Source organism: Paenibacillus sp. ClWae2A, from assembly GCF_032452295.1.
Lineage (GTDB): Bacteria > Bacillota > Bacilli > Paenibacillales > Paenibacillaceae > Paenibacillus.
The window spans coordinates 500,509-523,369 of record NZ_JAULSQ010000003.1; the positions used below are offsets into that span (position 1 = coordinate 500,509).

The following is a 22,861-nucleotide window of genomic DNA, read 5'->3' on the forward strand; positions in this document are numbered from 1 at the left end:
CTCCAAACCACACGTACAAGATTTTAATTCCCAGTATAACATATCTGACTTGGTTCGGAACATACGTTTGCCACTATCCGGTAAAACCGGAGATCATCTCCGTTAACACAGCAAAACAGCAAAAAGCCCACAGCTATCAGGCTGTGGACTTTTGACTTGATCTATAGATTAAATTAAAGATAATTTACACTTGCCACTCCGATGACAGAACAACCCTTCGATCGCTGTTATTCCCAGATTTTTTTGATTCAATTTTAAAAGTGAAAAAATCCGAGAATAAAGGCGATGATGATGCTTCCGAAGCAGCTTTCCTTCAGAGAGCTTTTAGCTCCACTTCTTCAGGTTATTTCTATCCTCTACGATATCGTGTAAATGTTTAGTCCAATCTATACAGTTAAATTAGAACTGAAATCATACGATTAATTCTTTTTACTACGCACTTCGAAAATAGCAAATTTCAGGTAATGTCCTTCATCCACGCCCAAAATTTGCGGGTGGTCCTTACCGGCTGCCTTCCAGTCGATTAGACGCAACACTTTGCCTGCATCTTCTGCTGCATCCGCAATTGTATCCAGGAAGAGGTCTGGACGCATGTGATACGAACAGCTGGCTGTTACCAAATATCCGCCCTCATTGACCAATTTCATTCCTTGCAGGTTGATATCCTTATATCCACGGCATGCACCTTTGACTGCTGATTTCGTTTTGGCAAATGCAGGAGGATCGAGGATGACCACATCAAATGTTTTACCGCCAGCTGCCAGCGCTTTGGATGTATCCACTTTCTGTTCGCCTGCACGCGCACGTGCAGTACGTTCATCCAGTCCTTTCACTTGTTCACGCAAGTACTGGAATGCATCAGCCACTACGAACTCGACCCGGTCGGTGAAACCGTTCAGCTCCACATTTGTTCGTGCACTCTCAATGGCATGCTCCGAAATATCAAGACAAGTCACTTTTTTGGCTCCATACTTGCAAGCATTCAAGGTAAAACTGCCCGTGTGTGAGAAACACTCCAGTACGGTGGCACCGTCCCAATAAGGGAATGTAACTACTTTACCGCTTTTATTCACAGGCAAGAGCTGCTCTATGCCATCCTGCTCGGTCGTTTGTAGTGTAATTCCACTCTTGTAGCCCCAACCCTTCATGAGCGGTTCGATGGCTGCACGATTCTCACGTTGGTCGAAGAAGTAACCTGTCTTCTGCCCTTCCACGATATCCACTTTAATGAGTAGTCCATTCTCTGTAACGGTGACATGTCGTGGGCACTCTCCGTGCAGCGGACCTTTGGTCTGCTCCAGACCTTCCAGTTCACGAATCGAGACATCACTACGCTCATATATGCCTTCCGGCTGCATCACTTCAATGAGTGCTTGTACGATGGCTTCACGGCAACGATCCATGCCAAGTGTAAGCAACTGCACCACAAGGATGCTGCCAAATCGATCAACGATCAATCCTGGCAGAAAATCAGCTTCCCCATAAACGAGACGGTATGCCTCGCCATCCTGGATAAAACGTTCCCGATGACGCAAACAATCGCGAAAACGCGCTGCGAAGAACGCCGTGTCCATCTGTTCGGACTCCAAGGGTTGATAAGCTACAACCCTTACCTTGATCTGGGATGCGGGATTGTAATACCCTGTCGCCAGATAGCGACCTTGATGATTCAATACATTGACCAGATCTCCCGGCTCCGGGTTTCCGTCAACCGAGGCAATTTCATTGGTAAATATCCATGGATGTGCATGTTCAAGCCGCTTTTTGCGACTGCGTTCGAGTGTAACTGATGGCAAGGTAGATCCACTTCTTTCATAGTTAGTTGAAAAGATAGGTTTGGTGCGGCGCGTAGGTGGCGTTTCGGTTACGAATCGATCTTCTGATCGCTGTTGTCTCCAGATTTTTTGATTCCCTTTTTTAAAGGGAAAATCCGGGGACAAAGGCGCACGCTTCGCTTCTTCAGATTCGATTTCGTCCCCTCCACTACGTTTGCACGAATCACCGTATCTTTCGAATTAGGGTGGGGTAATTTAGGTCGCTTCCCTCTGAATTCCTTTAGGCTTGTCATGGTTGTCTTTTCTTACTCATAGGATGAGTTAAGGAACCGGACGGAAGGAATGATATTTTTATGTTTAGAGATGTGATATTGCCCCTACTCTATGGGCTTATTATCTTTTTTGGTGGCATGAAGCTGATGGAAACGGCCTTGCAACGCATGGCAGGGCCCATGTTGGCAGGTTGGCTCAATCGCGCCACCTCTGCTCCATGGAAAGGCATGGCCTTCAGTGCGGGCGCAACGGCCCTGTTACAGAGCAGTACTGCGGTCACCGTGCTCACCATTGGACTGGCTAATGCCAGATTAATTACCTATGGACGCACACTCGGCATCATCCTCGGCACCAACATCGGGACATGCCTGACGACGGAACTAGTGGGACTGCAGATCGGACGTGCTTCCCTGCCGCTGCTTGTCCTGTCGCTTACGGGTTGGGCCATGTTTGTTGTTCTTGGTGAACGCAATCTGGCCGCTCCTGAACGTACGCGCCGGACTCTGTTTAACATCCAGTACAGCTTCCTGGCAGCTGCGGGATTTGCACTTGTTATGACAGGCATTCAAGTGATGCAATCCATTGCCTTACCCTTGCGGAGCATGGGCGTATTTCAATGGTTTCTCGACCGCTCGGCCGACAGTTTGTGGTGGGGCTTCCTGGCAGGTGCCTGTCTCACAGCGCTCATTCACAGCAGCGCTGCTGTCATTAGCATGGCGATTACGCTCGCAGCCACAGGGGTATTGCCTGTGGAGATCGGCATCGCCATTGTGATTGGGTCCAATGTGGGGACCTGCATCACTGCTGTGATTGCTGCCGCGGGCGGAGCATCCGCAGGCAAATTTGTCGCAGCCTCCCATGTTGTATTAAACATTGCGGGAGCGCTGCTGTTTATGCCGCTGATCGGCCAGCTGCATGCAGCTTCGGCCTGGCTGTCAGCGGACAACGGGGCACAGATTGCACATGCCCAGACCCTTTTTAACATCACCAGTTCACTGCTTGCTTTGCCGTTCTGTTACTTGCCAATCTGGCACAAAAAACCACCGGTCCACGCCCCCGCGGCGAAGTCACCCGTGGCTTGATGATCTGCCTTTATCAGACCCACAGAACGTGCGGCTAACTGACTCGAACAATAATGCGTTATACGTTAATGCCTAACTTGTTCAGAGCTACACGCAAGATCTCATCGTTATTATCATATCCGCTCTGCTGCTGTCTGGACCATGCTTCTTGAGGAGCATACCAATCTACACCCTTAATTTCTTCAATCTGAGGCTGTAGATTACCACTCTCGGCTTCAACGAGATAATAATGAACTTCCTTGTCCACCGGGCCAAAATCTGCATGTTGGTACGTATAAGCAATGATATCAACCGGCTCTACAATGCGGCCCACCATACCTGTCTCTTCCAAAATCTCGCGCAGTGCCGTCTGTTCGATTGTTTCTCCCTCTTCCATTTTGCCCTTGGCGAGAGTTGTTTTACCATAACGATCTACGATAAGCTGGATTTGAAGACGTCCGTCTTCCCCTGTTCTATAAACAACTCCGCCTGCTGAAATTTCTTTTTTGTTCATCGTGCTCTCCCCCATCAACTTCGATATCTTTTTCTTATTTTTTGCAAAAGAAGGACCTCATCTCCCCGGGTAAGCTCCCCAAGGAAATGAAATCCTTGTTTCTGACGCCTTGATTACATCGCGGCGGACTTAAGATTCTCTTCCAACACACGTACCAGTGTAGCCTGACTCTCGTTGACGCCGGCTTCAACAACTTTGACTCGGCACACTTTACCGACCATATCCATCGTTCCGTCAAAGACCAGTTGAATGTAGTTGTCGCTATAACCGTGCAGCTTGCCACTTCCCTCGCGGCCTTTGGCTTCACCTTCGGGAATAACATCCAGTACCTGTCCGACAAACTGCTCAGCGTACTCCAGCTGCATCTGCTCAGACAACTCAATCAGTTCATGCACACGTGCATTTTTGACCTCTTCGTCCACCTGATCTTCCATTCGTGCTGCTGGCGTACCCGTACGCTTGGAATAAGGGAATACGTGCATTTCGGAGAAACCGATCTTCCGCATTAACTCATAGCCATTACGGTACATCTCATCCGTCTCACCTGGAAATCCAACAATAATGTCTGTTGTAATCGCTACATCCGGCATCGCTTCCCGAATGCGAAGCATCTTGTTGTAAAACTCTTCTGTCGTATATTTGCGGCGCATGCGTTTCAATACCGTATCATCCCCCGCTTGTAGCGGAATATGGAAGTGACGAACGAGTTTATCCGAACGTTTGATCACGTCGAGCATGCGGTCATCAATCTGGCTGGCTTCAATCGAGCTGATTCGAATACGCTCCAAACCCTCTACCTTGTCCATGTCCCACAGCAGATCGGTCAGATCGTAATTCTCCATGTCATCGCCATACCCGCCTGTATGAATACCGGTTAGAACAATCTCCTTGTATCCAGCCTGTACGAGTTGATGCGCCTGTTGAATAATGCTGTTCGCTTCACGGCTGCGTGAGAGACCACGAGACCACGGAATGATGCAGAATGTACAGAAGTTATTGCAACCATCTTGAATCTTCAGGAATGCGCGGGTACGGTCAGCAAAATCCGGTACGTCCATTTCTTCAAACACACGGGTTTTCATAATATTACGCACCGCGTTAACCGGTTGACGGGACTCCTGAATTTCATTAACATATGGCAAAATCTTGTCACGGTCCTGTGTACCGATAACCAGATCCACCCCTGGGATGTCCAGAATCTCTGCCGGAGAAGTCTGTGCGTAGCAGCCTGTAACAGCCACAATCGCCTCCGGGTTGCGCCGAATGGCACGACGAATAATTTGACGGCTCTTTTTGTCGCCGGTATTGGTTACTGTACAAGTATTAATCAAGTATACATCCGCTGTCTGTTCATCAAAGTCCACTTGATCGTAACCTTCGTTTTTGAACAATTGCCAAATCGCCTCTGTATCATAGAAATTAACTTTGCAGCCTAAGGTGTAAAACGCCACGGATGGCATAATTACATTCCTCCCATTTCTCCGGATTCATATAACACGCAAGTTAGTGCTGCCATTCCAGCTGTCTCAGCACGCAAAATGCGTTTGCCCAGTCCAACGGATACAGCACCTGCCTGATCAGCCTCTGCCGTCTCCTTTTCAGAAAATCCACCTTCCGGTCCAACAACGATCAGTACTTCTGCACTTGCATCAGGTGCAAGTTGCTCAACAAACGGTTTCAGCACATCTCTCAGCTGTTTACCGTTTTCTTTCTCATAACAATAACATACCAGGCTATAGCCCTCAAAAGAAGATAATAGCCCTTTCCAGGAAAGCGGCTGCTCAACGGATGGAATGCGATTCCGGTGACTTTGTTCGGCAGCTTCCTTGGCAATTTTCCGCCACCGCTCCAACCGTTTGCCTTCTTTCTTGGCATCATATTGCACAATCGTACGCTCTGATAGGAAGGGTACAAATGATACTGCCCCAATCTCAGTACATCTCTGGATGACTGTTTCCATCTTGTCGCCTTTGGGCAAACTCTGTGCCACGGTTACACGAATCCGTGCTTCATGGTCCATCTCGAGAGGTTCGACAATATTGGCTGTCACTTGGCCAACTTCAATACTCTCAATTTCGACGAGTGCTTCTCTGGAGTTTCCGTCACTGACAATCAGTTTATCTCCAGGTTTACCACGCATGACCTTGCCGATATGGCGTGCATCATCACCTGTGATGATCACAGCGTGTTCATTAAACTGTTCTGCAGATACAAAATATCGCTGCATTAGTCAATCCACCTATTCTGTCCTGTTATGACTGGAATTCACCCCGCCTAATGACAGGCGTGAATCCAATCGCCACAGATGATCATACAACTTTTACGTGTTTCTGACCAGTATATCAGCCAAAACACGATGCGCTTTTAGCGATATAATTCAATAATCAGACCTACCAGATCCATATACATGTTATTTGCAAAAACATATAACGGTTGAATCGTTACAGCCTGCAATGGCGGGATAACCAGAATCAGCAGGAAAATAAAGATGGACCATTGTTCCACACCCTGCAGCTTGCGACTGAGGGGCCTTGGCAATACATCTTCAAGAATACGATAACCATCCAATGGCGGAAGAGGAATTAGATTAAACATAAACAGGAAAAAGTTCGTTATGCTGAACATAGGCAAAAACGTCATCAGTGCTGTAACTACTCGCTCATTCTCGATGTTTCCCAGTACGCCTGATCCAAACAGACAACCATAGACAATGGCACCAATAATGGCGAGCAACAGATTACTCAGAGGACCTACGACAGATACGATTGTCCCCATCAATCTTGGCTTGTCAAAATTCGCGCGGTTTACAGGAACTGGACGAGCCCAACCAAAGCCGGCGATAACAAGCAGTAGCACACCCAGCAGATCAAAGTGTACAACCGGATTCAGCGTAACCCTTCCTAGCAGCTTAGCTGTTGGATCACCGAATTTGTTGGCAAAATACGCATGTGAGAATTCATGAACTGTAAATGCAATCAGGATGGTCAGCAGAAAGAATGGTAACTGATCAATCGGAAGGCGGAAGAAGCGATCCAGAAAGTCCATACGTTACCCCTTTCTGGCTACAAACGCCAGCCAATCCTCATCACGGTGGATCGCACTCACTTCAAACCCTGAGGCTACCAGAGCATCATGCACCACTTGTTCTTTGTTCTTCCAAATGCCCGACACAATATAGGTGCCACCAGACTCAAGCGCATTATAGACATCGTCCACGAACAACAAAATGATCTCAGCCAGAATGTTCGCAACAACAACTTTAACTGGCAGTTGCACACCAAGCGCAGGGTCCTGACTCCCAAGGACGGACAACAGATCACTCTCTTTAACCGTGATTTGTTGCTCCAGCCCATTCAGTTCCACATTCTCCCTGGCACTGATTACCGCAACCGGATCAAGATCGAGCGCAAGTACATGTTTTGCACCAAGTTTTATCGCTCCTATAGCCAAAATACCAGAACCTGTACCTACGTCAATGACTTCCTCGCCGCCTTGAATAACTGTTTCCAGTGTGCGCAAGCAGAGGGAGGTCGTTGGATGTGTTCCTGTACCAAAAGCCATGCCTGGATCAAGCTCAATAATTTTCTCATCCGGACTTTCTGGCGTATACTCTTCCCACGTTGGTTTAATAGTCAGACGTTCCGATACACGTACCGGCTTGAAATATTGCTTCCAGGCTGTTGCCCAGTCATTTTCATCCACTGTACGCGTCTCATAACGAACCTCACCTGTATCAATTCCGAATTCAGAGAGTTCCTCAATTCTCGGATTAACTTCAGACTGTAGTGCATCCATGTCCGTACCTTCAGAGAAGTACCCTTTGATGACCGCAAAGCCTTCAGGAATATCATTCAAAGGAACGTCGTATAACTCACCATATGTCGTGTCCCGTTTTTTATTTAAAGTACCGGACTCTTCAATCGAAACCCCTCCAGCACCCGCTTCATGTAAAAAATTCGAAATCATCTCCACAGCTTCTTCTGTGGTATGTATTGTTAGTTCATGCCATAACATACTTGGTTTTTCCTCCTCATTTTTCAAACATCCCAACTATTGTACTACACATGCTAGCCAGAGCACAAAGCCGCATCAGTAAAAGAAAACAAAACAGGATATCCGCAACCTGACTGCTCGGATATCCTGTCATCTATTCAACCATATCTGTTTCATTTCCTTCAGCATTTTGCATACTTCAAATCTCACTTAGCAAAAACGCCCACCGTTCTGCGTGATCATCTCTGCCGCTTGCGGGAGTGAATCGTTGGATACGGACACGGTCAACAAAATTTCTTGTTTTAGCCTGTTTGACGAATCCTCTTTGGGCGTATCATACACCTCACCATTGGACAACATTTCCGTTTCATCACTAATCAGGGCAAGTACATTCAGTTCGCCACTAAATCCTCCGACGACGGCCGTAGGAGTATTATCAGAACCCGTAACATCGTGTGAGTCCAATGTAGATGCTTCATTGCCAAGGCTTTCGATACTCAATTGGTTTGGGTGCAGCAATTCCAGGGCTCTGCGTGCAGACTCGGCCTCAGTCCAGCTTGTAAAAACAGCTTCGAGGGTCACTGCCGAGCGATCTTCAGTCATGAAGCTCCCGTCCCTGACGTCGATCAGCCGCTTCACTGCGGCGTAGTGCTTCGATATCTTCATGATCCGCAGCTTCAGCGCTGAATTCCACGTCCTCATTTTTCGCGGATTGCATACGTTTCATCTTTTCCGTTTTCGTTAAAATCTTGCCTGGACGTTCATGCTCTGCCATTGTAATGCTCCTCCTTCAAATTGTATAAGTTCAACTAAATCGTATTTACACTGACACTCCGATGACAGAACAACCTTCCGATCGCTGTTATCCCCAGATTTTTTTTAATTCCCTTCTTCCAAAGGGAAAATCCAGGGATAAAGGCGAACGCTTCGCTTCTTCAGGTTTTTTCTGTCCTCTCCGTTATTGTGTAAATGTTTAGATTGAATCTTATATTGTTGATCTAAATATAGATTTCCTGAAACTAGATCATTCCACCGGCTTGTTCGATTATAGACATCGCGCGGTGATGTACCGATTCATCTACGATGACAGTTAGCAATACATCTCTTCCTGTAGGTCCACCCTGTCCACCATCACTCATGCCACTTGCAGAGGGGTCCGCCGCAGCCATGATTCCAGCACTGGCATTTGTTTGCATCGAATCGGGCACCCATGATGAAAAACTGCCGGAAACGCCCGGCTTGTAGGAAGCCCCGCTTGGTCCTACACCCGCATATCGGCTGAATCGATTAATTGACAGGTCCTCCACTCGCAATGCCTCCAGTTTTTTGGCTGCCCCTTGAGCCTGCTCCGGGCTGTGAAAGTACGCCAAAATATTTTTCTCGGTCATCCGCTTCACCTGCTTCCCTAATTTCTCGCATATCAGCTATGCATATCATTCTCGCCATGCTATCTTTCCGCAAGTTCGCTCAGAATATACCGAAATGCTCCCACAAATTGCTGTCGATCTTCGTAGCTTAATATCCATGGATTTTGCCAAAAACACCGAAACATTAAAAAAGGCGTACAAAAAAGGACACCCTGCGGGAAAAACCGCTGTGGTGTCCTTTTTGACTTGCTTTATTTTATTCTCAGTCGCCGCGGAAGGCGCGTTTTACTCTATCAAAAAAAGATTGTTCATGCTCATGTGTTTGCTCTCCATCCAGCGCAGCAATTTGGCGAAGCAGATCTTTCTGCTCGTCATTCAGCTTACTAGGTGTAACTACAACCACTTTCACATGTTGATCCCCTTGCCCCATACCGCGCAGGCGTGGTACACCTTTGCCTTTGAGGCGGAAATACGTTCCCGTTTGTGTACCAGCTGGTACTTTCAACTTCACTTTCTCGGTCAGCGTCGGTATTTCAACTTCATCTCCCAGAGCTGCCTGAGCAAAGGTAAGTGGAATTTCGCAATAAATATCGTCACCTTCACGCTCGAAGAAATCATGTGATTTCACGCGAATGACAATATAAAGATCTCCCGCTGGTCCGCCACGCAGGCCTCCCTCGCCCTCACCTGTCATACGCAGTTGCGCGCCGTCATCTACACCTGCTGGAATGCGAACATGGATTTTGCGTTGCTTGCGGACTTTACCGCTACCACTGCACGTTGTGCATTTTTCTTTGATAATTTGGCCCGAACCACTACAGTTCGAACATGCACGACGATTAACCATACGACCAAACGGTGTATTCTGCACGACTTCCTGCTGACCACTACCTTGGCAGACCGAGCAGGTTTCAGGTTTCGTTCCAGGTTTGGCACCTGAGCCATGACAGGTATCACAGCCTTCGGTACGCGGAATCGTAATATCGGTTTCTTTACCAAATACGGCTTCCTTGAACTCAATCGTCATCGTGTACTGAAGATCATTCCCCCGTTGCGGAGCATTTGGATCACGTCGTCCACCGCCACCGCCGCCAAAGAACATGTCGAAGATGTCGCCAAATCCGCCGCCGCCAAAATCACCGCCACCACCGAATCCACCTTGATTCGGATCGACATGACCATACTGATCATATTGTGCACGCTTCTGACCGTCACTCACTACGTCGTAAGCTTCTTTAACTTCTTTAAATTTAGCTTCCGCATCAGCAGCCTTGTTTACGTCAGGGTGATACTGACGGGCAAGCTTACGGTAAGCCTTTTTAATTTCATCGTCGTTAGCCGTTTTACTAACGCCAAGCACCTCATAATAATCACGCTTTTCAGCCACTCTTCCACCCCCATATCATTCACCATATCGCACATCGTGACAAAAGGAAAGCCAAAGCGCGGGAGCCCCGGCTATGACTTTCCCTCTAATTTCGAACGTCACCGATGTTTAATTCGCGTAGAACTACGAATTAGTTTTGTTTTTTATCTTCATCCACAACTTCGTAATCAGCGTCTACGACATTGTCACGTTTAGCTGAACCTTGTTGCTCTTCAGCACCTTGCGCTTCTTGCTCTTGCGCCTGAGCTTGCTCATACAGTTTCACGGACAGTTGTTGAACGATCTCTGTCAGTTCTTCTGTAGCAGCTTTGATATCTTCCAGGTTGTCGGAAGCCAGAACGCCTTGCAGTTTTTCTTTGGCAGCATTCGCTTTTTCAACTTCGCCAGCATCTGCTTTTTCGCCAAGATCTTTAATCGTTTTGTCAACAGAGTAGATCAATTGATCTGCACTGTTTTTCGCTTCAACGAGTTCTCTGCGTTTTTTATCTTCTTCAGCGTGCAACTCAGCATCTTTCATCATTTGCTCAACTTCAGCATCGCTCAAACCGCTGGAAGAAGTGATTGTGATTTTTTGAGTTTTGTTAGTACCTTTATCTGTTGCAGATACGTTAACGATACCATTGGCATCAATATCGAAGCTAACTTCGATCTGTGGAACGCCACGTGGAGCTGGTGGAATATCACCCAACATGAAACGTCCAAGTGATTTGTTACCTGCTGCCATCTCACGCTCACCTTGCAGAACATGAATCTCAACGCTTGGTTGATTGTCTGCATATGTGGAGAATACTTGAGATTTGCTTGTAGGGATCGTTGTGTTACGCTCGATCATTTTGGTGAATACGCCACCCGCTGTTTCGATACCCAGGGACAATGGAGTTACGTCGAGCAATACAACGTCTTTCACATCACCTGTCAATACGCCCGCTTGTACAGCAGCACCCAAAGCTACAACTTCATCCGGGTTAACACCTTTGTGAGGCTCTTTACCCGTCAATTTTTTGATCGCTTCTTGTACTGCAGGAATACGTGTGGAACCACCAACCAATACGATCTTGTCGATATCGTTAGGCGTCATACCCGCATCACTCAATGCACGACGAGTTGGTTCTAGCGTACGCTCAACCAGACCTGCAGAGATTTCTTCAAATTTCGCACGGCTCAGGTTCAACTCCAAATGCTGAGGAACGCCATCAGCAACTGTGATGAACGGCAAGGAGATCGTTGTAGTCAATACGCCGGAAAGTTCTTTTTTCGCTTTTTCCGCTGCATCTTTCAAACGTTGAACCGCTGCCTTATCTTTACTCAAGTCAATGCCTTGATCTTTTTTGAATTCACTTACGAGGTAATCAATGATTACTTGGTCAAAGTCATCACCACCCAGTTGGTTGTCCCCGCTAGTTGCTTTAACTTCGAAGAAGCCGTCACCCAGTTCAAGAATGGATACGTCGAACGTACCGCCACCCAGGTCATATACGAGAATCGTTTGGTCTTCGGATTTCTCCATACCGTATGCCAAAGCGGCTGCTGTAGGCTCGTTGACGATACGCAGAACTTCCAAACCTGCAATTTTACCTGCATCTTTAGTCGCTTGACGCTGACTGTCATTGAAGTAAGCTGGCACAGTGATAACTGCTTGAGTTACCGTTTGACCCAAATAAGCTTCAGCATCAGTTTTCAATTTTTGCAGGATGATTGCAGAGATCTCTTGTGCAGAGTAGTCTTTGTCATCGATTGTTTCCTTGTGGGAAGTACCCATGTGACGTTTGATAGACATGATCGTACGATCCGGATTGGTGATCGCTTGACGTTTCGCTGTTTCACCAACAACACGCTCTCCATCTTTTTTGAAACCAACTACGGATGGAGTTGTACGTGCGCCCTCCGGATTTGGAATAACGACAGCCTCGCCGCCTTCCATTACTGCTACGCATGAGTTTGTTGTTCCTAAGTCAATACCAATTACTTTGCTCATCCGAAAATTTCCTCCTCAACAATTTAAAATGAATGGGTCTGATCTGACCCTTATTTAGATGTTCATGTTGCTAATCGTGCTCTATGTGTACAAACCTTTATATTAAACTTCGCCCACATTGTTCAACCACGGAGCCAACTCATTCCTTCCTATAAGGAAATTATGAGCTGACTTTAACCATAGCTGGACGAAGCACTTTATCTTTCAGCATGTAGCCTTTTTGGACTTCCTCAACAACGATACCTTCTTCGTACTCGTCGCTCTCCACTTGCATAATGGCTTGGTGGAATTCAGGATTAAACGGTTGTCCTACCGATTCCATTGCCGTCAGACCTTCATTATTCATCACGGTTTCCAATTGACGGAAGATCATTTGGATGCCCTTGGAGAAAGATTCGACTTCTGCTCCTTCCGGTACAGTAGCCATGGCGCGCTCGAAGTTATCAATAACCGGTACCAGTTCGGTGACCAGCTTCATCGAAGCGTATTTAGCCAATTCTTCTTTTTCCTTCTGCGTACGACGACGGAAGTTATCAAAATCAGCCTGTGCACGGACATAACGCTGCTGTTGCTCCTCAGCTTCTGCCTTCAGACGTGCAAGCTCATCCTGCTCCTGATCAGCCATCTCTTCAGCTTGTGCTTCTGCAGCGCCAGCTTCATTAATAGGCTCCTGCTCAGCTGCTGTTACCTCTTGCTCTTCTGTAAATGATTGCTCCTCTTTCAAGATGTTCACCTCCTTATACGAATGAAATGGTTCATTCCCGAATCTTATTTGAAACGATGTGTCAGCATCGCCGTCAAGTCACGGGATAGTGTATTTAAAATATGAATGACACGTGCATAATCCATCCGCGTGGGTCCTAGAATACCGATCGAACCCAAAGCCTCACCGTCCAATGAATAGGAGGCTGTAATCAGGCTGCAGTTGGCAAAGGCTTCATGATCATTCTCAGTGCCGATTCGCACTTGAATACCAGATCCACCCGGCACGGGCATCATCAATTTCATGAGTGTTGGTGTCTCTTCAAGCAGGTCAAGAATATCTTTTACCTTTTCGATATCTTTAAACTCCGGTTGAGTCAACATATTGGTGGCACCACTGAGGAACAAACGATTATCATGTTCATTGTCAAAGGCACTGTTCAGCACCTGCATAACTTCCTCATAACGTGTAATATGCCGTTCCATCTCTTGCCCAAGTTCGGTATAGAGACGGGATTTTAATTTGTAGATTGGTACGCCCACAAGTTTGGTATTTAACAAGCGAACCACATTTTCCATCTCGGCTACCGAGATTTCTGGTGGAATCTGGACCGTCTTGTTCTCCACCTGACCTGTATTGGTCACAATGATTGCCACAGCTTCACTTTCATTCAACGGAAGCAATTGGAAGTGACGTAGGGACGTATGAAATACTTCCGGTCCAAGCAGGATCGAAGTATAATTCGTCATATGTGACAAAATATTGGATGCATGCTGAATAACTTGTTCCATGACGTTCAACTTTTCAGCGAAGAAAGACTTCAGATCATCCAACTCCTGAGGCTCCACCTGATTCCAGGGAACCAAATGATCGACATAATATCGATAGCCTTTATGGGATGGAATGCGTCCAGCCGATGTATGCGGCTGCTCCAGAAAGCCCATATCTTCAAGGTCCGCCATTTCATTACGGATCGTCGCCGGACTGTATCCAACATCTCCCCTTTTGGAAATGCTCCGGGACCCTACGGGCTCAGCTGAACGGATATAGTCATCCACTATAGCGTTCAGAATCATTCGTTGACGCTCTGTTAACATGGTGAGTATTCCCTCCTTCTGACTGTACTGTCCCATGTCGTTAGCACTCCAGTTAGATGAGTGCTAAGCGGTAATACAAAAATACCAAACTGACGTGAACATTGTCAAGTGAGTTTGATGAGTGGGCTCATCTATTTATAGTATAGACCAATGTCAACGAGTCCTAACAACTTTATTGTACATACTTTAAAGTAAAAAAAGGACTGCATGTAGGGCAGAGGCTGACTCGGCTCGATCCATGCAGTCCATTCAGTTATTAGGCTGAAACGTTAAGCTCTTTTAATACCGCGATCTCATCACAACAATCCTGCTTGCTGCAATGAACACAGTCGGTCCATACTTTCTCAGGGAAAATCTCTTTTTCCACCACGGCAAAGCCGTTTTTGAGGAAGAAGGATACTTCATATGTCAACGCCATAACCTTAGGAATCTGTTGTTTCTCCGCTTCTTCTACCAGTCGGTCCAGCAATCGGGAGCCAATGCCGAGCCCTTTATGCCCTTCCGAGATACCGAGCGATCTGACTTCTACCAAATCATTCCCCAGACGACAAAGCGATCCGCAACCCACCACTTCACCATCAACTTCGGCTACAACAAAGTGCTCCAGCTGTCGGTGCAGTATTTCCCGTGATCGCGGAAGCATGATCCCACGCTCTGCATAGCCCTTAATCATTTCATACAGTGGTTCAACATCTTCCGGCACGGCTTTTCTGCATATTACCGACATCCTGCTCTCCTCCTATTACCAAGCTTTCCAGAGGAAAGCTGACTTCGTAGTTGTTAAATTAACACGCTCTGTAAAATCAATATGAATAAATATACAACAGAGCGTATAGAATTTCAAGCTATGAATTCAGCGATATGGACCCGATAAACTCCGCAAAAACGTCATTTCCGAACAGGATACCCTGCTCGCTCAGTCGGAAGCCGTCTGCCGTCCGCTCAAGCAGCCCTGCGTTTAACATTTTGCCCAAAGGCTTCGCAAACACTTCTTCCATGGACTCTCCGAACTGTTCGCTAAAACGTGAGGCCGAAGCCCCCTCCAACATTCTCAGTCCAACCATCAGATAATCTTCCATAGCCTCCGGGCGAGCAATCTCAAAATGATCCAGACGAGGCAGTCCTGCTCGTGAAGCTTCAACATAAGGATTTATACCTTTAATATTCATATGCCGTTCGCGGCCTACATATCCATGTGCACCTGCACCCAGACCGTAGTAGTCCTCATTACGCCAGTACGTAATATTGTGACGACTCTCGAAGCCCGGCTTGGCAAAGTTACTGATCTCGTATTGTCCATAACCTGCTTCTTTCATACGTCTCATTAATAGAAGATACATCTCCAGCTCATCATCTTCATGAGGAAGTGGTAACTGGTTCTTCTGATACAGTGTATGGAAAAGTGTATTCTCTTCCACTTTCAGGCTGTAGATGGAGTAATGCGGCAGATCCAGTTCCAGCGCTTTGTCGATACTCTCATTCAACATCTCTACGGTCTGGTTCGGCAACCCAAACATCAGGTCAATGGACAGGTTATTCAGTCCCGCTTTACGAGCGTTCTCCAAACTGCGATATACATCATCCGTATTATGAATACGCCCAATGCCTGTCAGCAGATCATTCTGAAAAGCCTGTACGCCAAAGCTGACACGGTTGACGCCGCCTTCTTTCATCGCAGCGAGTTTCTCCGCATCCGTTGTTCCCGGGTTGGCTTCCATCGAAAATTCAATATCGTCCGCCCAATTTGGGAAATACGTCTTCACGGAACGAAGAAATACTGCCATCTCATCCGGTTTCAGAGCTGTTGGCGTACCCCCACCTACAAATATCGTCTTGATCTCACCCGGTGGATTGGCCTTAACTGTATGTTCCATCTCCCGTTCCAGCGCTTCGAGATATTGCATCACGGGCTGATCTTTCAGAACGTAGGAGTTAAAGTCGCAATAAAAACATTTATTCGTGCAAAAGGGAATGTGAAGATACACCGCTTGGGGCGCACCTGTCTTCCGGCTGTGTGCTGCCAATGTCATGGCAAGTCCCCCTCTATTTGAAAAAAGGAAAGCCATCCGGCTTCCCTTTCAGCTTAGTTATTTAATATTCTGTGTTGTACCAATTCAATTTCGATACACACACTCTGTGATGTACCCGAAATTGAATTCTCCTAATCTAATTTGAATACACACATTCTGTGTTGTACCTCAAAATAGATTGTTTAATCATCAATTTTCAGTACCGCCATGAATGCCTCTTGCGGCACCTCAACGTTACCAACCTGTTTCATCCGCTTCTTACCTTCTTTCTGCTTCTCAAGCAGTTTCCGTTTCCGCGAGATGTCACCACCATAACACTTGGCAAGTACGTTTTTACGCATTGCTTTTACCGTCTCACGAGCAACAACTTTGGTACCTACAGATGCCTGAATTGGCACCTCGAACATTTGCCGTGGAATCAGCTCGCGCAGTTTCTCACAGACAATGCGTCCGCGATTATAGGCACGGTCACGGTGAACGATGAAGGACAGAGCATCCACCTGTTCGCCATTGAGTACAATATCCATTTTCGCCAGATTGGACTGACGGTAACCGGACAACTCATAATCCAGGGATGCATATCCTTTGGTACCGGATTTCAACTGGTCGAAGAAGTCATATACAATCTCGGACAACGGAATCTCATAGGTAATGGTAACCCGTGTTGTGTCCAAATATTCCATATTTACATATTCACCGCGTTTATTCTGACACAGCTCCATAATGGTACCTACATAATCATTCGGTACGATAATATCTGCCTTGACGTATGGTTCTTCGACGTAATCAATCCGTCCCACCTCAGGATAGTTGGATGGGTTGTCGATTTTCATCACTTCACCATTCGTTAAGGTGACGTGATAGATTACACTTGGTGCCGTTGTGATCAACGGAATGTTAAACTCCCGCTCGATCCGCTCCTGGATAACGTCCATGTGAAGCAGTCCAAGGAATCCGCAACGGAATCCAAAACCGAGTGCACTGGATGTTTCCGGTTCAAAGCTCAGAGACGCATCGTTCAACTGCAATTTCTCCAACGCTTCACGCAGATCAACATAGTCCGATGTTTCGATCGGATAGAGACCACAATACACCATTGGGTTAATTTTACGATAACCCGGCAAAGGTTCCGGTGTTGGATTTTTAGCATCTGTCACCGTATCCCCGACTTGTGTATCGCCAACATGCCGGATACCTGCAACGATAAATCCAACATCACCCACGTTCAGCTCGTCCACGATGGTCATACGAGGTTTGAACGCTCCAACTTCAATGACTTCAAATGATTTACCTGTTGCCATCATTTTGATTTTGGAACCGGATTTGATTTTGCCATCAACAACACGCACATATACGATTACACCTTTGTACGGGTCATAGTGCGAGTCAAAGATCAGCGCTTTCAAAGGCTGGTCAGGATCACCAGTTGGAGCCGGAACACTTTTCACCACTTGCTCCAAAATTTCTTTGATTCCGATTCCTGATTTGGCCGAAGCCAAGACCGCATTACTTGTGTCCAAACCAATAACATCTTCCACTTCCTGCTTCACCCGTTCAGGATCAGCGCTTGGAAGGTCAATTTTGTTGATTACTGGTAAAATTTCAAGGTTGTTATCCAATGCCAGATACACGTTGGCAAGTGTTTGGGCTTCGATTCCCTGAGCCGCATCCACAACCAGCAGAGCACCTTCACATGCAGCAAGACTGCGTGATACTTCATATGTGAAGTCTACGTGTCCCGGTGTATCAATCAGATTCAATAAATACTCTTCACCATCATCCGCTTTGTAAGTCAAGGCTACTGCTTGTAGCTTGATCGTTATTCCACGTTCGCGTTCAAGGTCCATCTTATCCAGAACCTGTTCCTGCATTTCACGTGACGTGAGCGCACCTGTGTGCTCCAAGATCCGGTCCGCAAGTGTTGATTTGCCGTGATCTATATGTGCAATGATAGAAAAGTTACGAATTTTACGTTGTCTTGCCCGAATGTCAGTCATTCCTTACCCCCAGAAACAGCCTAGTGTCAATCACTTCATTATAACAGTTGAAGCACAGTGCATCAATCCCGTGTTGTCTCAACTTTATAATAAAGTGTGATCCTACACTCCTAGAGGTAATATTGTACCTTTAATCCATGGTATTTTATTCAGCAACGCCACTAAAAAGAGAGACCACCCATTTGATGCCACTGTGTGAGAGATTTTGCAATAGTCCAGCCGTTTTGTCTGCCAACACATCGACCGGAGCCTTACTCTGATCTGCCCCAAGCACTTGACTTGGTGACTGAACAGGTACGAACGGTGGTTCTTTGATCTCCTTCTGGACAGGTGCAGTTGGAACAGATTCGGTAACCGATGAAGTTGGCTCAGTTGTCACCACGGTTGACGTGCCTCCTGATGGATTGCCCATATGAAAGTTGCTGCCAGCCAGCTGCATTCCGAACAGAACACCCAGCAACATTAATACAGCCATGGATAACAGTCTTTTACCGAATCTGGACATATGCTTTGCCTCCTGTCACTCTACTATTTTTATCTTCTTTACATATATAATTCCTATCCACCCTGCGACGAGGTTTCCACACTGGCTTTGTCCACCTTCTGATCTTCCCAATACACTTGGGCAATCATGTCTGCTAGAATCTTCGATGTCCGTTGTAACTCAGCTCCTGTGTTGTCGATGCCGCCAATCTCAATCAAAATGCTGTTGGGTGAAAGGGTTTGATTATACTCTCCATTGTTGGCTCCTCCGCCATCCTTGCCCCACACACCACGGGATACCCCAGGATACTTGGCTTCCAGTTTCTTATGAATTTTCGCTGCAAAGGCTTCATTCTGCCGCCAATTTGGATTTTCATGTCCAATAATGAAATACACTTTGGCATAGCCCAAGTCATTAATGGTGGTGGTTGTTTTGCCATGACGCTGTGAATCACGATGAATGTCTATGAGATACGTCAGATCATCATTTTGAGCGAGTGCCGCTTTTACCGTTTGACGGGAGTATTTATAGGAATAGTTCCAGTTGTAGTCCTTAACTTTAGTGGGGTAATCATCCTTGGCGTGTTCTACGCCGATTCCCAGCTTCTCCAGACTGTCTGAGAGGTAGGTTCCCACTTGAAACACATTGCCTGTTGATTTGCCTGATGATGGATTATCACTTTTTGTACCTAGCAGTGGATTGTAGCCTTCCCTTGGATGGGAATGATAGATAAGAATTGACTTTTTGCCTGTTGTCGGTGAGCCTGAATTGTCTTTCTCACCATTCTTCGCTGGAGGATCTTCTTTACCTTCTCCATCTCCAGGCTCACTCGACTCAGGTGGATCCGTATTGTCCTGGCCTGGTGGAATATGCAGCTCACTACCGGGTTTTCCTCCACCTGCGGAAGCCGTATCCGTAAGACCGGGACCGGGCTGATAATCTTCGGGAGCCTCTGCTTTTTCGTTACCAGATCCAGGACGGAGCAGAACAGGTTGGTTGGAACCCATGCCCGGCATTTCTCTCGCAATCAGGCTCTTGGGATCTTGAGGGTTTACATTCGTCAGTAATTGGAAAACAAATGAGGTGAGGTTTTCACCAGATATGGCAGAGGTCTGTTCTTTCTGGGTGAGATGTGGCATCTCCATACCGAGCATATCGACGAAAAAGCGGCTTGATACGGCACTCGCAAATCCTTTCATCGAAGAAACGGGGGAATTATTCAAGCGTTTCTCTGCCATGCCCCCCAGACCCAGTACGACAAAAAATAAGGCAGATATGATCATAAGCAACAACAACGTACGGCCCATGGCCAGCACGTGCAGACATCTTTTTTTCCACTTTCCAATATTCCAGGCTAATATTTTGTTCATTCTGCTGTCTCCTTCCCTGCTGGACAACTCTTATACTTCAACTCTATGAGCTGGCCCAATTTGATAGAACAGGTAAATGAAAGATTCCAGAAACAAAAAAAAAGAAAGTCCGATAGATTCGGACCTTCTTCTCAGCAGTTTTAAGTTTTAATGTGTATAGGCGGCTACGTTATCCGGATTCACTGCATCATGAAGTGCGGCGTTAAGTCCTGTAGCGATAACATTGGCAATTCCCTCAATAAATTCATCAATTTCCTTTGGGGTAACAATGAGGTCATGACCAAGTGGCTCCAGTACCTCTTTCACCAGACTCAAGCGATCTTGCTCACCGATGTCGTCCAGCATGCCCATGATCTGTTTGGTCTGATCCGTTTCCTGGCGGAAGTGTGAGCGCATCATCTCAATCACATTATTCACAATGGTGGACGCATAACATACGGTTGGTACTCCGATGGCAATGCAAGGTACACCTAATATCTCACGAGTCAGGCCACGGCGTTTGTTTCCAATACCGGAACCAGGGTGGATACCAATGTCGGCTACCTGAATGGTTGTATTTACACGTTCCAAGGAACGGGAGGCCAGTGCATCAATCGCAATAATGGCATCCGGCTTGGTACGGTCTACAATCCCCTGTACGATGTCACTGGATTCAATACCCGTTGTACCGAGCACGCCGGGAGCAATCGCGCTGACTTCCCGATACCCTGGCGCAACCTGATCTGGCACCAATTCGAAATATTGACGAGTCACCATCAGATTTTCCACAACAAGTGGACCGAGTGAATCCGGAGTGACATTCAAGTTACCCAGGCCAACAATCAAGACCTTGGATGTTTTGTTGATACCCGCTTTGATCATAAAATTTTCCATTTCACGTGTGAACTCGGCAGCAACTCGCTCCTGTAACTCGGTATCACCATTCCGTAGTGAAGGTACCTCCAAAGTGACATAGTGACCTTTCACCCGTCCAATGGCCTTGGCTGCTTCTTCATTCAGGACATCTATACGTGTAATCGTAATGCCCTCTTTTTTCTCTACATCTTCCCGTAGTCCGGGAATCGTCTGTTTCTGTCCACCTTGCGCCATTTCCTTGGAGTCGATCGCCAAATCGGTACGAACTGTATAGTTTTGCAAATCCAGTGTCATTCTGTCCCTGCCTCCCTTACCGCATTTGAGCATATTGTGTGGGAAAAAGGGTTTCTTTATACAGCATGTCGAACATCGTAGGAATATCTGTTGCATTTTACATGCTAGCGTGATAGAATATTTTAAGTTGTGAAACGTTTGTATTCATGCAAATGCCTTACAGGAGGTGAATGTAATGCCAAACATCAAATCCGCTGTTAAACGCGTAAAAACGAGCGACAAGCGCCGCGCACTCAACGCTTCCCAGAAGTCTGCACTCCGTACAGCTGTTAAAGCTGCTGATGCTGCTCTGGTAAGTAACGAAGTTGATACTGCAAAAGCTGCGATTCAAGCTGCTTCCAAAAAGCTGGACAAGGCTGTAACTAAAGGTCTGGTTCATAAAAATGCTGCAGCACGCAAAAAGTCTCGCTTGGCGAAAAAACTGAACGCTCTTTCCGCACAAGCGTAAGAAGCGTTACTTATACGATCCAATGGAAAAATCCTGAACAGCATAGGCTTTCAGGATTTTTTAGTATCTGATTCGATAAGTATAAGACACAGACAAAAGCGACCTTTATTCCGATGATTAAACGATCATGGAGCAAAGGTCGCTTTGTTTGTTATTCATTCACACTAGTAATCTATTACGCTTACGTATCCATTCACGCACCAAGTCTCAATAGGAACAGCTCCAGACCAAGTACTTTATCCACCGCTCCTGTTTTCATCTGGTAATCCAGTTCGCTGAGGTGACTCAGAATCATTCTCAGACGTTCCGGCTGAAATTTACGGGCTTGTTCACCCGCAATTTTAACAGCATACGGATGCAGACCAAGCTGACTGGCGATTTGCTGTTGGGAGTAGCTTTGTTGGCCCAACTCTTTCACCTGAATCATGATCCGAAACTGACGTGCGATTAAAGCCGCAATTTTAATCGGTTCTTCCCGCTGCTTCAGCAACTCATAGAAAAGAGCCAACGCCTTCTCCAGTCGCAAATTAGCGAGTTCTTCCACCAGTGAAAATACATTCTGCTCTGTACTACGGGCAACCAGCGACTCGATATCAGCACGCTTGATTGTCCCCCCACTACCCGCGAACAAACATAACTTGTCTACTTCAGCAGACAGGGTCTGAAGACCTGTTCCTGCATAGCTGATCAACGTTTCCGCCGCTCCCGTCTCCAAGGAAACATCCCGCTGCTTCGCAAGTTTCACTATCCAATTCAATAACTCTTCTCCACTGAGTGGAGCAAAAGCAAGAACTACTGCCTGTTTCTTGACAGCTTTCACCAGTTTCTTACGCTCATCCAGCTTATCCCCTTGGGCCAGGAAAACAATCGTACTGTAATCTGCCGGATTTTCCATATATGTAAGCAGACGATCAACCTGATGTTCAATCTTGGATTCCTTACCTGCGGTGAACAGGCTCGCATCCCTTACAATAATTAATTTGCGTGGAACCAGAAAAGGTACGGTCTCTGCTTCTTCAATAACGACCTCCACAGCCGTTTCAGACAAATCATATGGAATAATCGCAAAATCACGATGTTCTTCTTCAATAACCTGTTCTTTTAACATATCCGTAAATTGCTGTATCTGGTACTTCTCCGTTCCGTACAGCACATAGATCGGTGCCGTTTCTCCATTACGTATTGCCTTTGTTGCACTTTTTACATCCATTCACGGCGCCTCCTTATCCCTCTTATCC

22 protein-coding genes are annotated in these 22,861 nt (G+C 46.6%); 2 read left to right on the forward strand and 20 right to left on the reverse strand.

Going from position 1 to position 22,861, the window contains the following annotated elements:
* Window positions 1-419 precede the first annotated feature (419 nt).
* On the reverse strand, window positions 420-1,796 hold the full coding sequence (locus tag QVE09_RS13490) for a class I SAM-dependent rRNA methyltransferase (protein ID WP_315937167.1): 1,377 nt from the start codon (window positions 1,794-1,796) through the stop codon (window positions 420-422).
* 332 nt (window positions 1,797-2,128) lie between these two features.
* Between QVE09_RS13490 and QVE09_RS13495 the strand changes: the two genes are divergently transcribed.
* Complete coding sequence (locus QVE09_RS13495; RefSeq protein WP_315937168.1) at window positions 2,129-3,130, forward strand: Na/Pi cotransporter family protein; 1,002 nt, start codon at window positions 2,129-2,131, stop codon at window positions 3,128-3,130.
* 58 nt (window positions 3,131-3,188) lie between these two features.
* Here QVE09_RS13495 and QVE09_RS13500 read toward each other — a convergent pair whose 3' ends face one another.
* The 18 genes from QVE09_RS13500 to gpr all read right to left on the reverse strand — a co-directional run bounded on the left by QVE09_RS13500 (window position 3,189) and on the right by gpr (window position 21,175).
* Window positions 3,189-3,623 (reverse strand): NUDIX hydrolase, encoded by a 435-nt coding sequence (locus tag QVE09_RS13500; protein ID WP_315937169.1) that lies wholly within the window; start codon window positions 3,621-3,623, stop codon window positions 3,189-3,191.
* Between the two features lie 113 nt (window positions 3,624-3,736).
* On the reverse strand, window positions 3,737-5,083 hold the full coding sequence (gene mtaB, locus QVE09_RS13505; protein WP_315937170.1) for a tRNA (N(6)-L-threonylcarbamoyladenosine(37)-C(2))-methylthiotransferase MtaB: 1,347 nt from the start codon (window positions 5,081-5,083) through the stop codon (window positions 3,737-3,739).
* A 2-nt stretch (window positions 5,084-5,085) separates the two neighbouring features.
* On the reverse strand, window positions 5,086-5,850 hold the full coding sequence (locus tag QVE09_RS13510) for an RsmE family RNA methyltransferase (RefSeq protein WP_315937171.1): 765 nt from the start codon (window positions 5,848-5,850) through the stop codon (window positions 5,086-5,088).
* Window positions 5,851-5,987: 137 nt separating this feature from the next.
* Complete coding sequence (locus QVE09_RS13515; protein ID WP_017687223.1) at window positions 5,988-6,668, reverse strand: site-2 protease family protein; 681 nt, start codon at window positions 6,666-6,668, stop codon at window positions 5,988-5,990.
* 3 nt (window positions 6,669-6,671) lie between these two features.
* Entirely contained in the window at window positions 6,672-7,637 is a 966-nt protein-coding gene (gene prmA, locus QVE09_RS13520; RefSeq protein WP_133385569.1) for a 50S ribosomal protein L11 methyltransferase, read from the reverse strand.
* A gap of 189 nt (window positions 7,638-7,826) precedes the next feature.
* Window positions 7,827-8,219: a hypothetical protein gene (locus tag QVE09_RS13525; RefSeq protein ID WP_315937172.1), complete on the reverse strand. Its 393-nt coding sequence runs from the start codon at window positions 8,217-8,219 to the stop codon at window positions 7,827-7,829.
* Entirely contained in the window at window positions 8,212-8,391 is a 180-nt protein-coding gene (locus tag QVE09_RS13530; RefSeq protein ID WP_017687220.1) for a YfhD family protein, read from the reverse strand. Before QVE09_RS13530 ends, QVE09_RS13525 begins: the two co-directional genes overlap by 8 nt.
* A 244-nt stretch (window positions 8,392-8,635) precedes the next feature.
* Window positions 8,636-9,004 (reverse strand): hypothetical protein, encoded by a 369-nt coding sequence (locus QVE09_RS13535; protein ID WP_017687219.1) that lies wholly within the window; start codon window positions 9,002-9,004, stop codon window positions 8,636-8,638.
* A 241-nt stretch (window positions 9,005-9,245) separates the two neighbouring features.
* Window positions 9,246-10,370 (reverse strand): molecular chaperone DnaJ, encoded by a 1,125-nt coding sequence (gene dnaJ / locus QVE09_RS13540; RefSeq protein ID WP_062835521.1) that lies wholly within the window; start codon window positions 10,368-10,370, stop codon window positions 9,246-9,248.
* A gap of 130 nt (window positions 10,371-10,500) precedes the next feature.
* Window positions 10,501-12,345: a molecular chaperone DnaK gene (dnaK, locus tag QVE09_RS13545; protein ID WP_315937173.1), complete on the reverse strand. Its 1,845-nt coding sequence runs from the start codon at window positions 12,343-12,345 to the stop codon at window positions 10,501-10,503.
* Window positions 12,346-12,505: 160 nt separating this feature from the next.
* Window positions 12,506-13,069 (reverse strand): nucleotide exchange factor GrpE, encoded by a 564-nt coding sequence (gene grpE, locus QVE09_RS13550; RefSeq protein WP_076211668.1) that lies wholly within the window; start codon window positions 13,067-13,069, stop codon window positions 12,506-12,508.
* Window positions 13,070-13,113: 44 nt separating this feature from the next.
* The gene (gene hrcA, locus QVE09_RS13555; RefSeq protein ID WP_036615092.1) at window positions 13,114-14,145 is read right to left on the reverse strand and encodes a heat-inducible transcriptional repressor HrcA; all 1,032 of its coding nucleotides are present in this window, start codon (window positions 14,143-14,145) and stop codon (window positions 13,114-13,116) included.
* 256 nt (window positions 14,146-14,401) lie between these two features.
* Window positions 14,402-14,872, reverse strand: a complete 471-nt coding sequence (locus QVE09_RS13560; protein WP_017687214.1) for an N-acetyltransferase — start codon at window positions 14,870-14,872, stop codon at window positions 14,402-14,404.
* A 118-nt stretch (window positions 14,873-14,990) separates the two neighbouring features.
* A complete protein-coding gene (gene hemW, locus QVE09_RS13565; RefSeq protein WP_036668565.1) occupies window positions 14,991-16,175 on the reverse strand; it encodes a radical SAM family heme chaperone HemW in 1,185 nt (394 codons plus the stop codon).
* Window positions 16,176-16,357: 182 nt separating this feature from the next.
* Window positions 16,358-18,172: a translation elongation factor 4 gene (lepA, locus tag QVE09_RS13570; protein ID WP_076211672.1), complete on the reverse strand. Its 1,815-nt coding sequence runs from the start codon at window positions 18,170-18,172 to the stop codon at window positions 16,358-16,360.
* A 145-nt stretch (window positions 18,173-18,317) separates the two neighbouring features.
* Window positions 18,318-18,677 carry a hypothetical protein gene (locus tag QVE09_RS13575; protein WP_315937174.1) on the reverse strand — a complete coding sequence of 120 codons (360 nt, stop codon included), beginning with the start codon at window positions 18,675-18,677 and terminating at the stop codon, window positions 18,318-18,320.
* Window positions 18,678-18,730: 53 nt separating this feature from the next.
* Window positions 18,731-20,026, reverse strand: a complete 1,296-nt coding sequence (locus QVE09_RS13580) for a stage II sporulation protein P (protein ID WP_315937175.1) — start codon at window positions 20,024-20,026, stop codon at window positions 18,731-18,733.
* Between the two features lie 147 nt (window positions 20,027-20,173).
* On the reverse strand, window positions 20,174-21,175 hold the full coding sequence (gpr, locus tag QVE09_RS13585) for a GPR endopeptidase (protein WP_315937176.1): 1,002 nt from the start codon (window positions 21,173-21,175) through the stop codon (window positions 20,174-20,176).
* 175 nt (window positions 21,176-21,350) lie between these two features.
* Between gpr and rpsT the strand changes: the two genes are divergently transcribed.
* Window positions 21,351-21,623, forward strand: a complete 273-nt coding sequence (gene rpsT, locus QVE09_RS13590) for a 30S ribosomal protein S20 (RefSeq protein ID WP_024628504.1) — start codon at window positions 21,351-21,353, stop codon at window positions 21,621-21,623.
* Between the two features lie 193 nt (window positions 21,624-21,816).
* Here the strand turns inward: rpsT and holA are convergent, their stop codons facing one another.
* Entirely contained in the window at window positions 21,817-22,833 is a 1,017-nt protein-coding gene (gene holA, locus QVE09_RS13595; protein ID WP_315937177.1) for a DNA polymerase III subunit delta, read from the reverse strand.
* Window positions 22,834-22,861 lie beyond the last annotated feature (28 nt).

Excerpts from the sequence above, each read along its gene's own strand:
- QVE09_RS13495 (WP_315937168.1), top strand. The coding sequence starts at position 2,129 with ATGTTTAGAGATGTGATATTGCCCCTACTCTATGGGCTTATTATCTTT.
- QVE09_RS13500 (WP_315937169.1), bottom strand. The coding sequence starts at position 3,623 with ATGAACAAAAAAGAAATTTCAGCAGGCGGAGTTGTTTATAGAACAGGG.
- mtaB (WP_315937170.1), bottom strand. The coding sequence starts at position 5,083 with ATGCCATCCGTGGCGTTTTACACCTTAGGCTGCAAAGTTAATTTCTAT.
- QVE09_RS13510 (WP_315937171.1), bottom strand. The coding sequence starts at position 5,850 with ATGCAGCGATATTTTGTATCTGCAGAACAGTTTAATGAACACGCTGTG.
- QVE09_RS13515 (WP_017687223.1), bottom strand. The coding sequence starts at position 6,668 with ATGGACTTTCTGGATCGCTTCTTCCGCCTTCCGATTGATCAGTTACCA.
- prmA (WP_133385569.1), bottom strand. The coding sequence starts at position 7,637 with ATGTTATGGCATGAACTAACAATACATACCACAGAAGAAGCTGTGGAG.
- QVE09_RS13525 (WP_315937172.1), bottom strand. The coding sequence starts at position 8,219 with ATGACTGAAGATCGCTCGGCAGTGACCCTCGAAGCTGTTTTTACAAGC.
- QVE09_RS13530 (WP_017687220.1), bottom strand. The coding sequence starts at position 8,391 with ATGGCAGAGCATGAACGTCCAGGCAAGATTTTAACGAAAACGGAAAAG.
- QVE09_RS13535 (WP_017687219.1), bottom strand. The coding sequence starts at position 9,004 with ATGACCGAGAAAAATATTTTGGCGTACTTTCACAGCCCGGAGCAGGCT.
- dnaK (WP_315937173.1), bottom strand. The coding sequence starts at position 12,345 with ATGAGCAAAGTAATTGGTATTGACTTAGGAACAACAAACTCATGCGTA.
- hrcA (WP_036615092.1), bottom strand. The coding sequence starts at position 14,145 with ATGTTAACAGAGCGTCAACGAATGATTCTGAACGCTATAGTGGATGAC.
- QVE09_RS13560 (WP_017687214.1), bottom strand. The coding sequence starts at position 14,872 with ATGTCGGTAATATGCAGAAAAGCCGTGCCGGAAGATGTTGAACCACTG.
- hemW (WP_036668565.1), bottom strand. The coding sequence starts at position 16,175 with ATGACATTGGCAGCACACAGCCGGAAGACAGGTGCGCCCCAAGCGGTG.
- lepA (WP_076211672.1), bottom strand. The coding sequence starts at position 18,172 with ATGACTGACATTCGGGCAAGACAACGTAAAATTCGTAACTTTTCTATC.
- QVE09_RS13575 (WP_315937174.1), bottom strand. The coding sequence starts at position 18,677 with ATGTCCAGATTCGGTAAAAGACTGTTATCCATGGCTGTATTAATGTTG.
- QVE09_RS13580 (WP_315937175.1), bottom strand. The coding sequence starts at position 20,026 with ATGAACAAAATATTAGCCTGGAATATTGGAAAGTGGAAAAAAAGATGT.
- gpr (WP_315937176.1), bottom strand. The coding sequence starts at position 21,175 with ATGACACTGGATTTGCAAAACTATACAGTTCGTACCGATTTGGCGATC.
- rpsT (WP_024628504.1), top strand. The coding sequence starts at position 21,351 with ATGCCAAACATCAAATCCGCTGTTAAACGCGTAAAAACGAGCGACAAG.
- holA (WP_315937177.1), bottom strand. The coding sequence starts at position 22,833 with ATGGATGTAAAAAGTGCAACAAAGGCAATACGTAATGGAGAAACGGCA.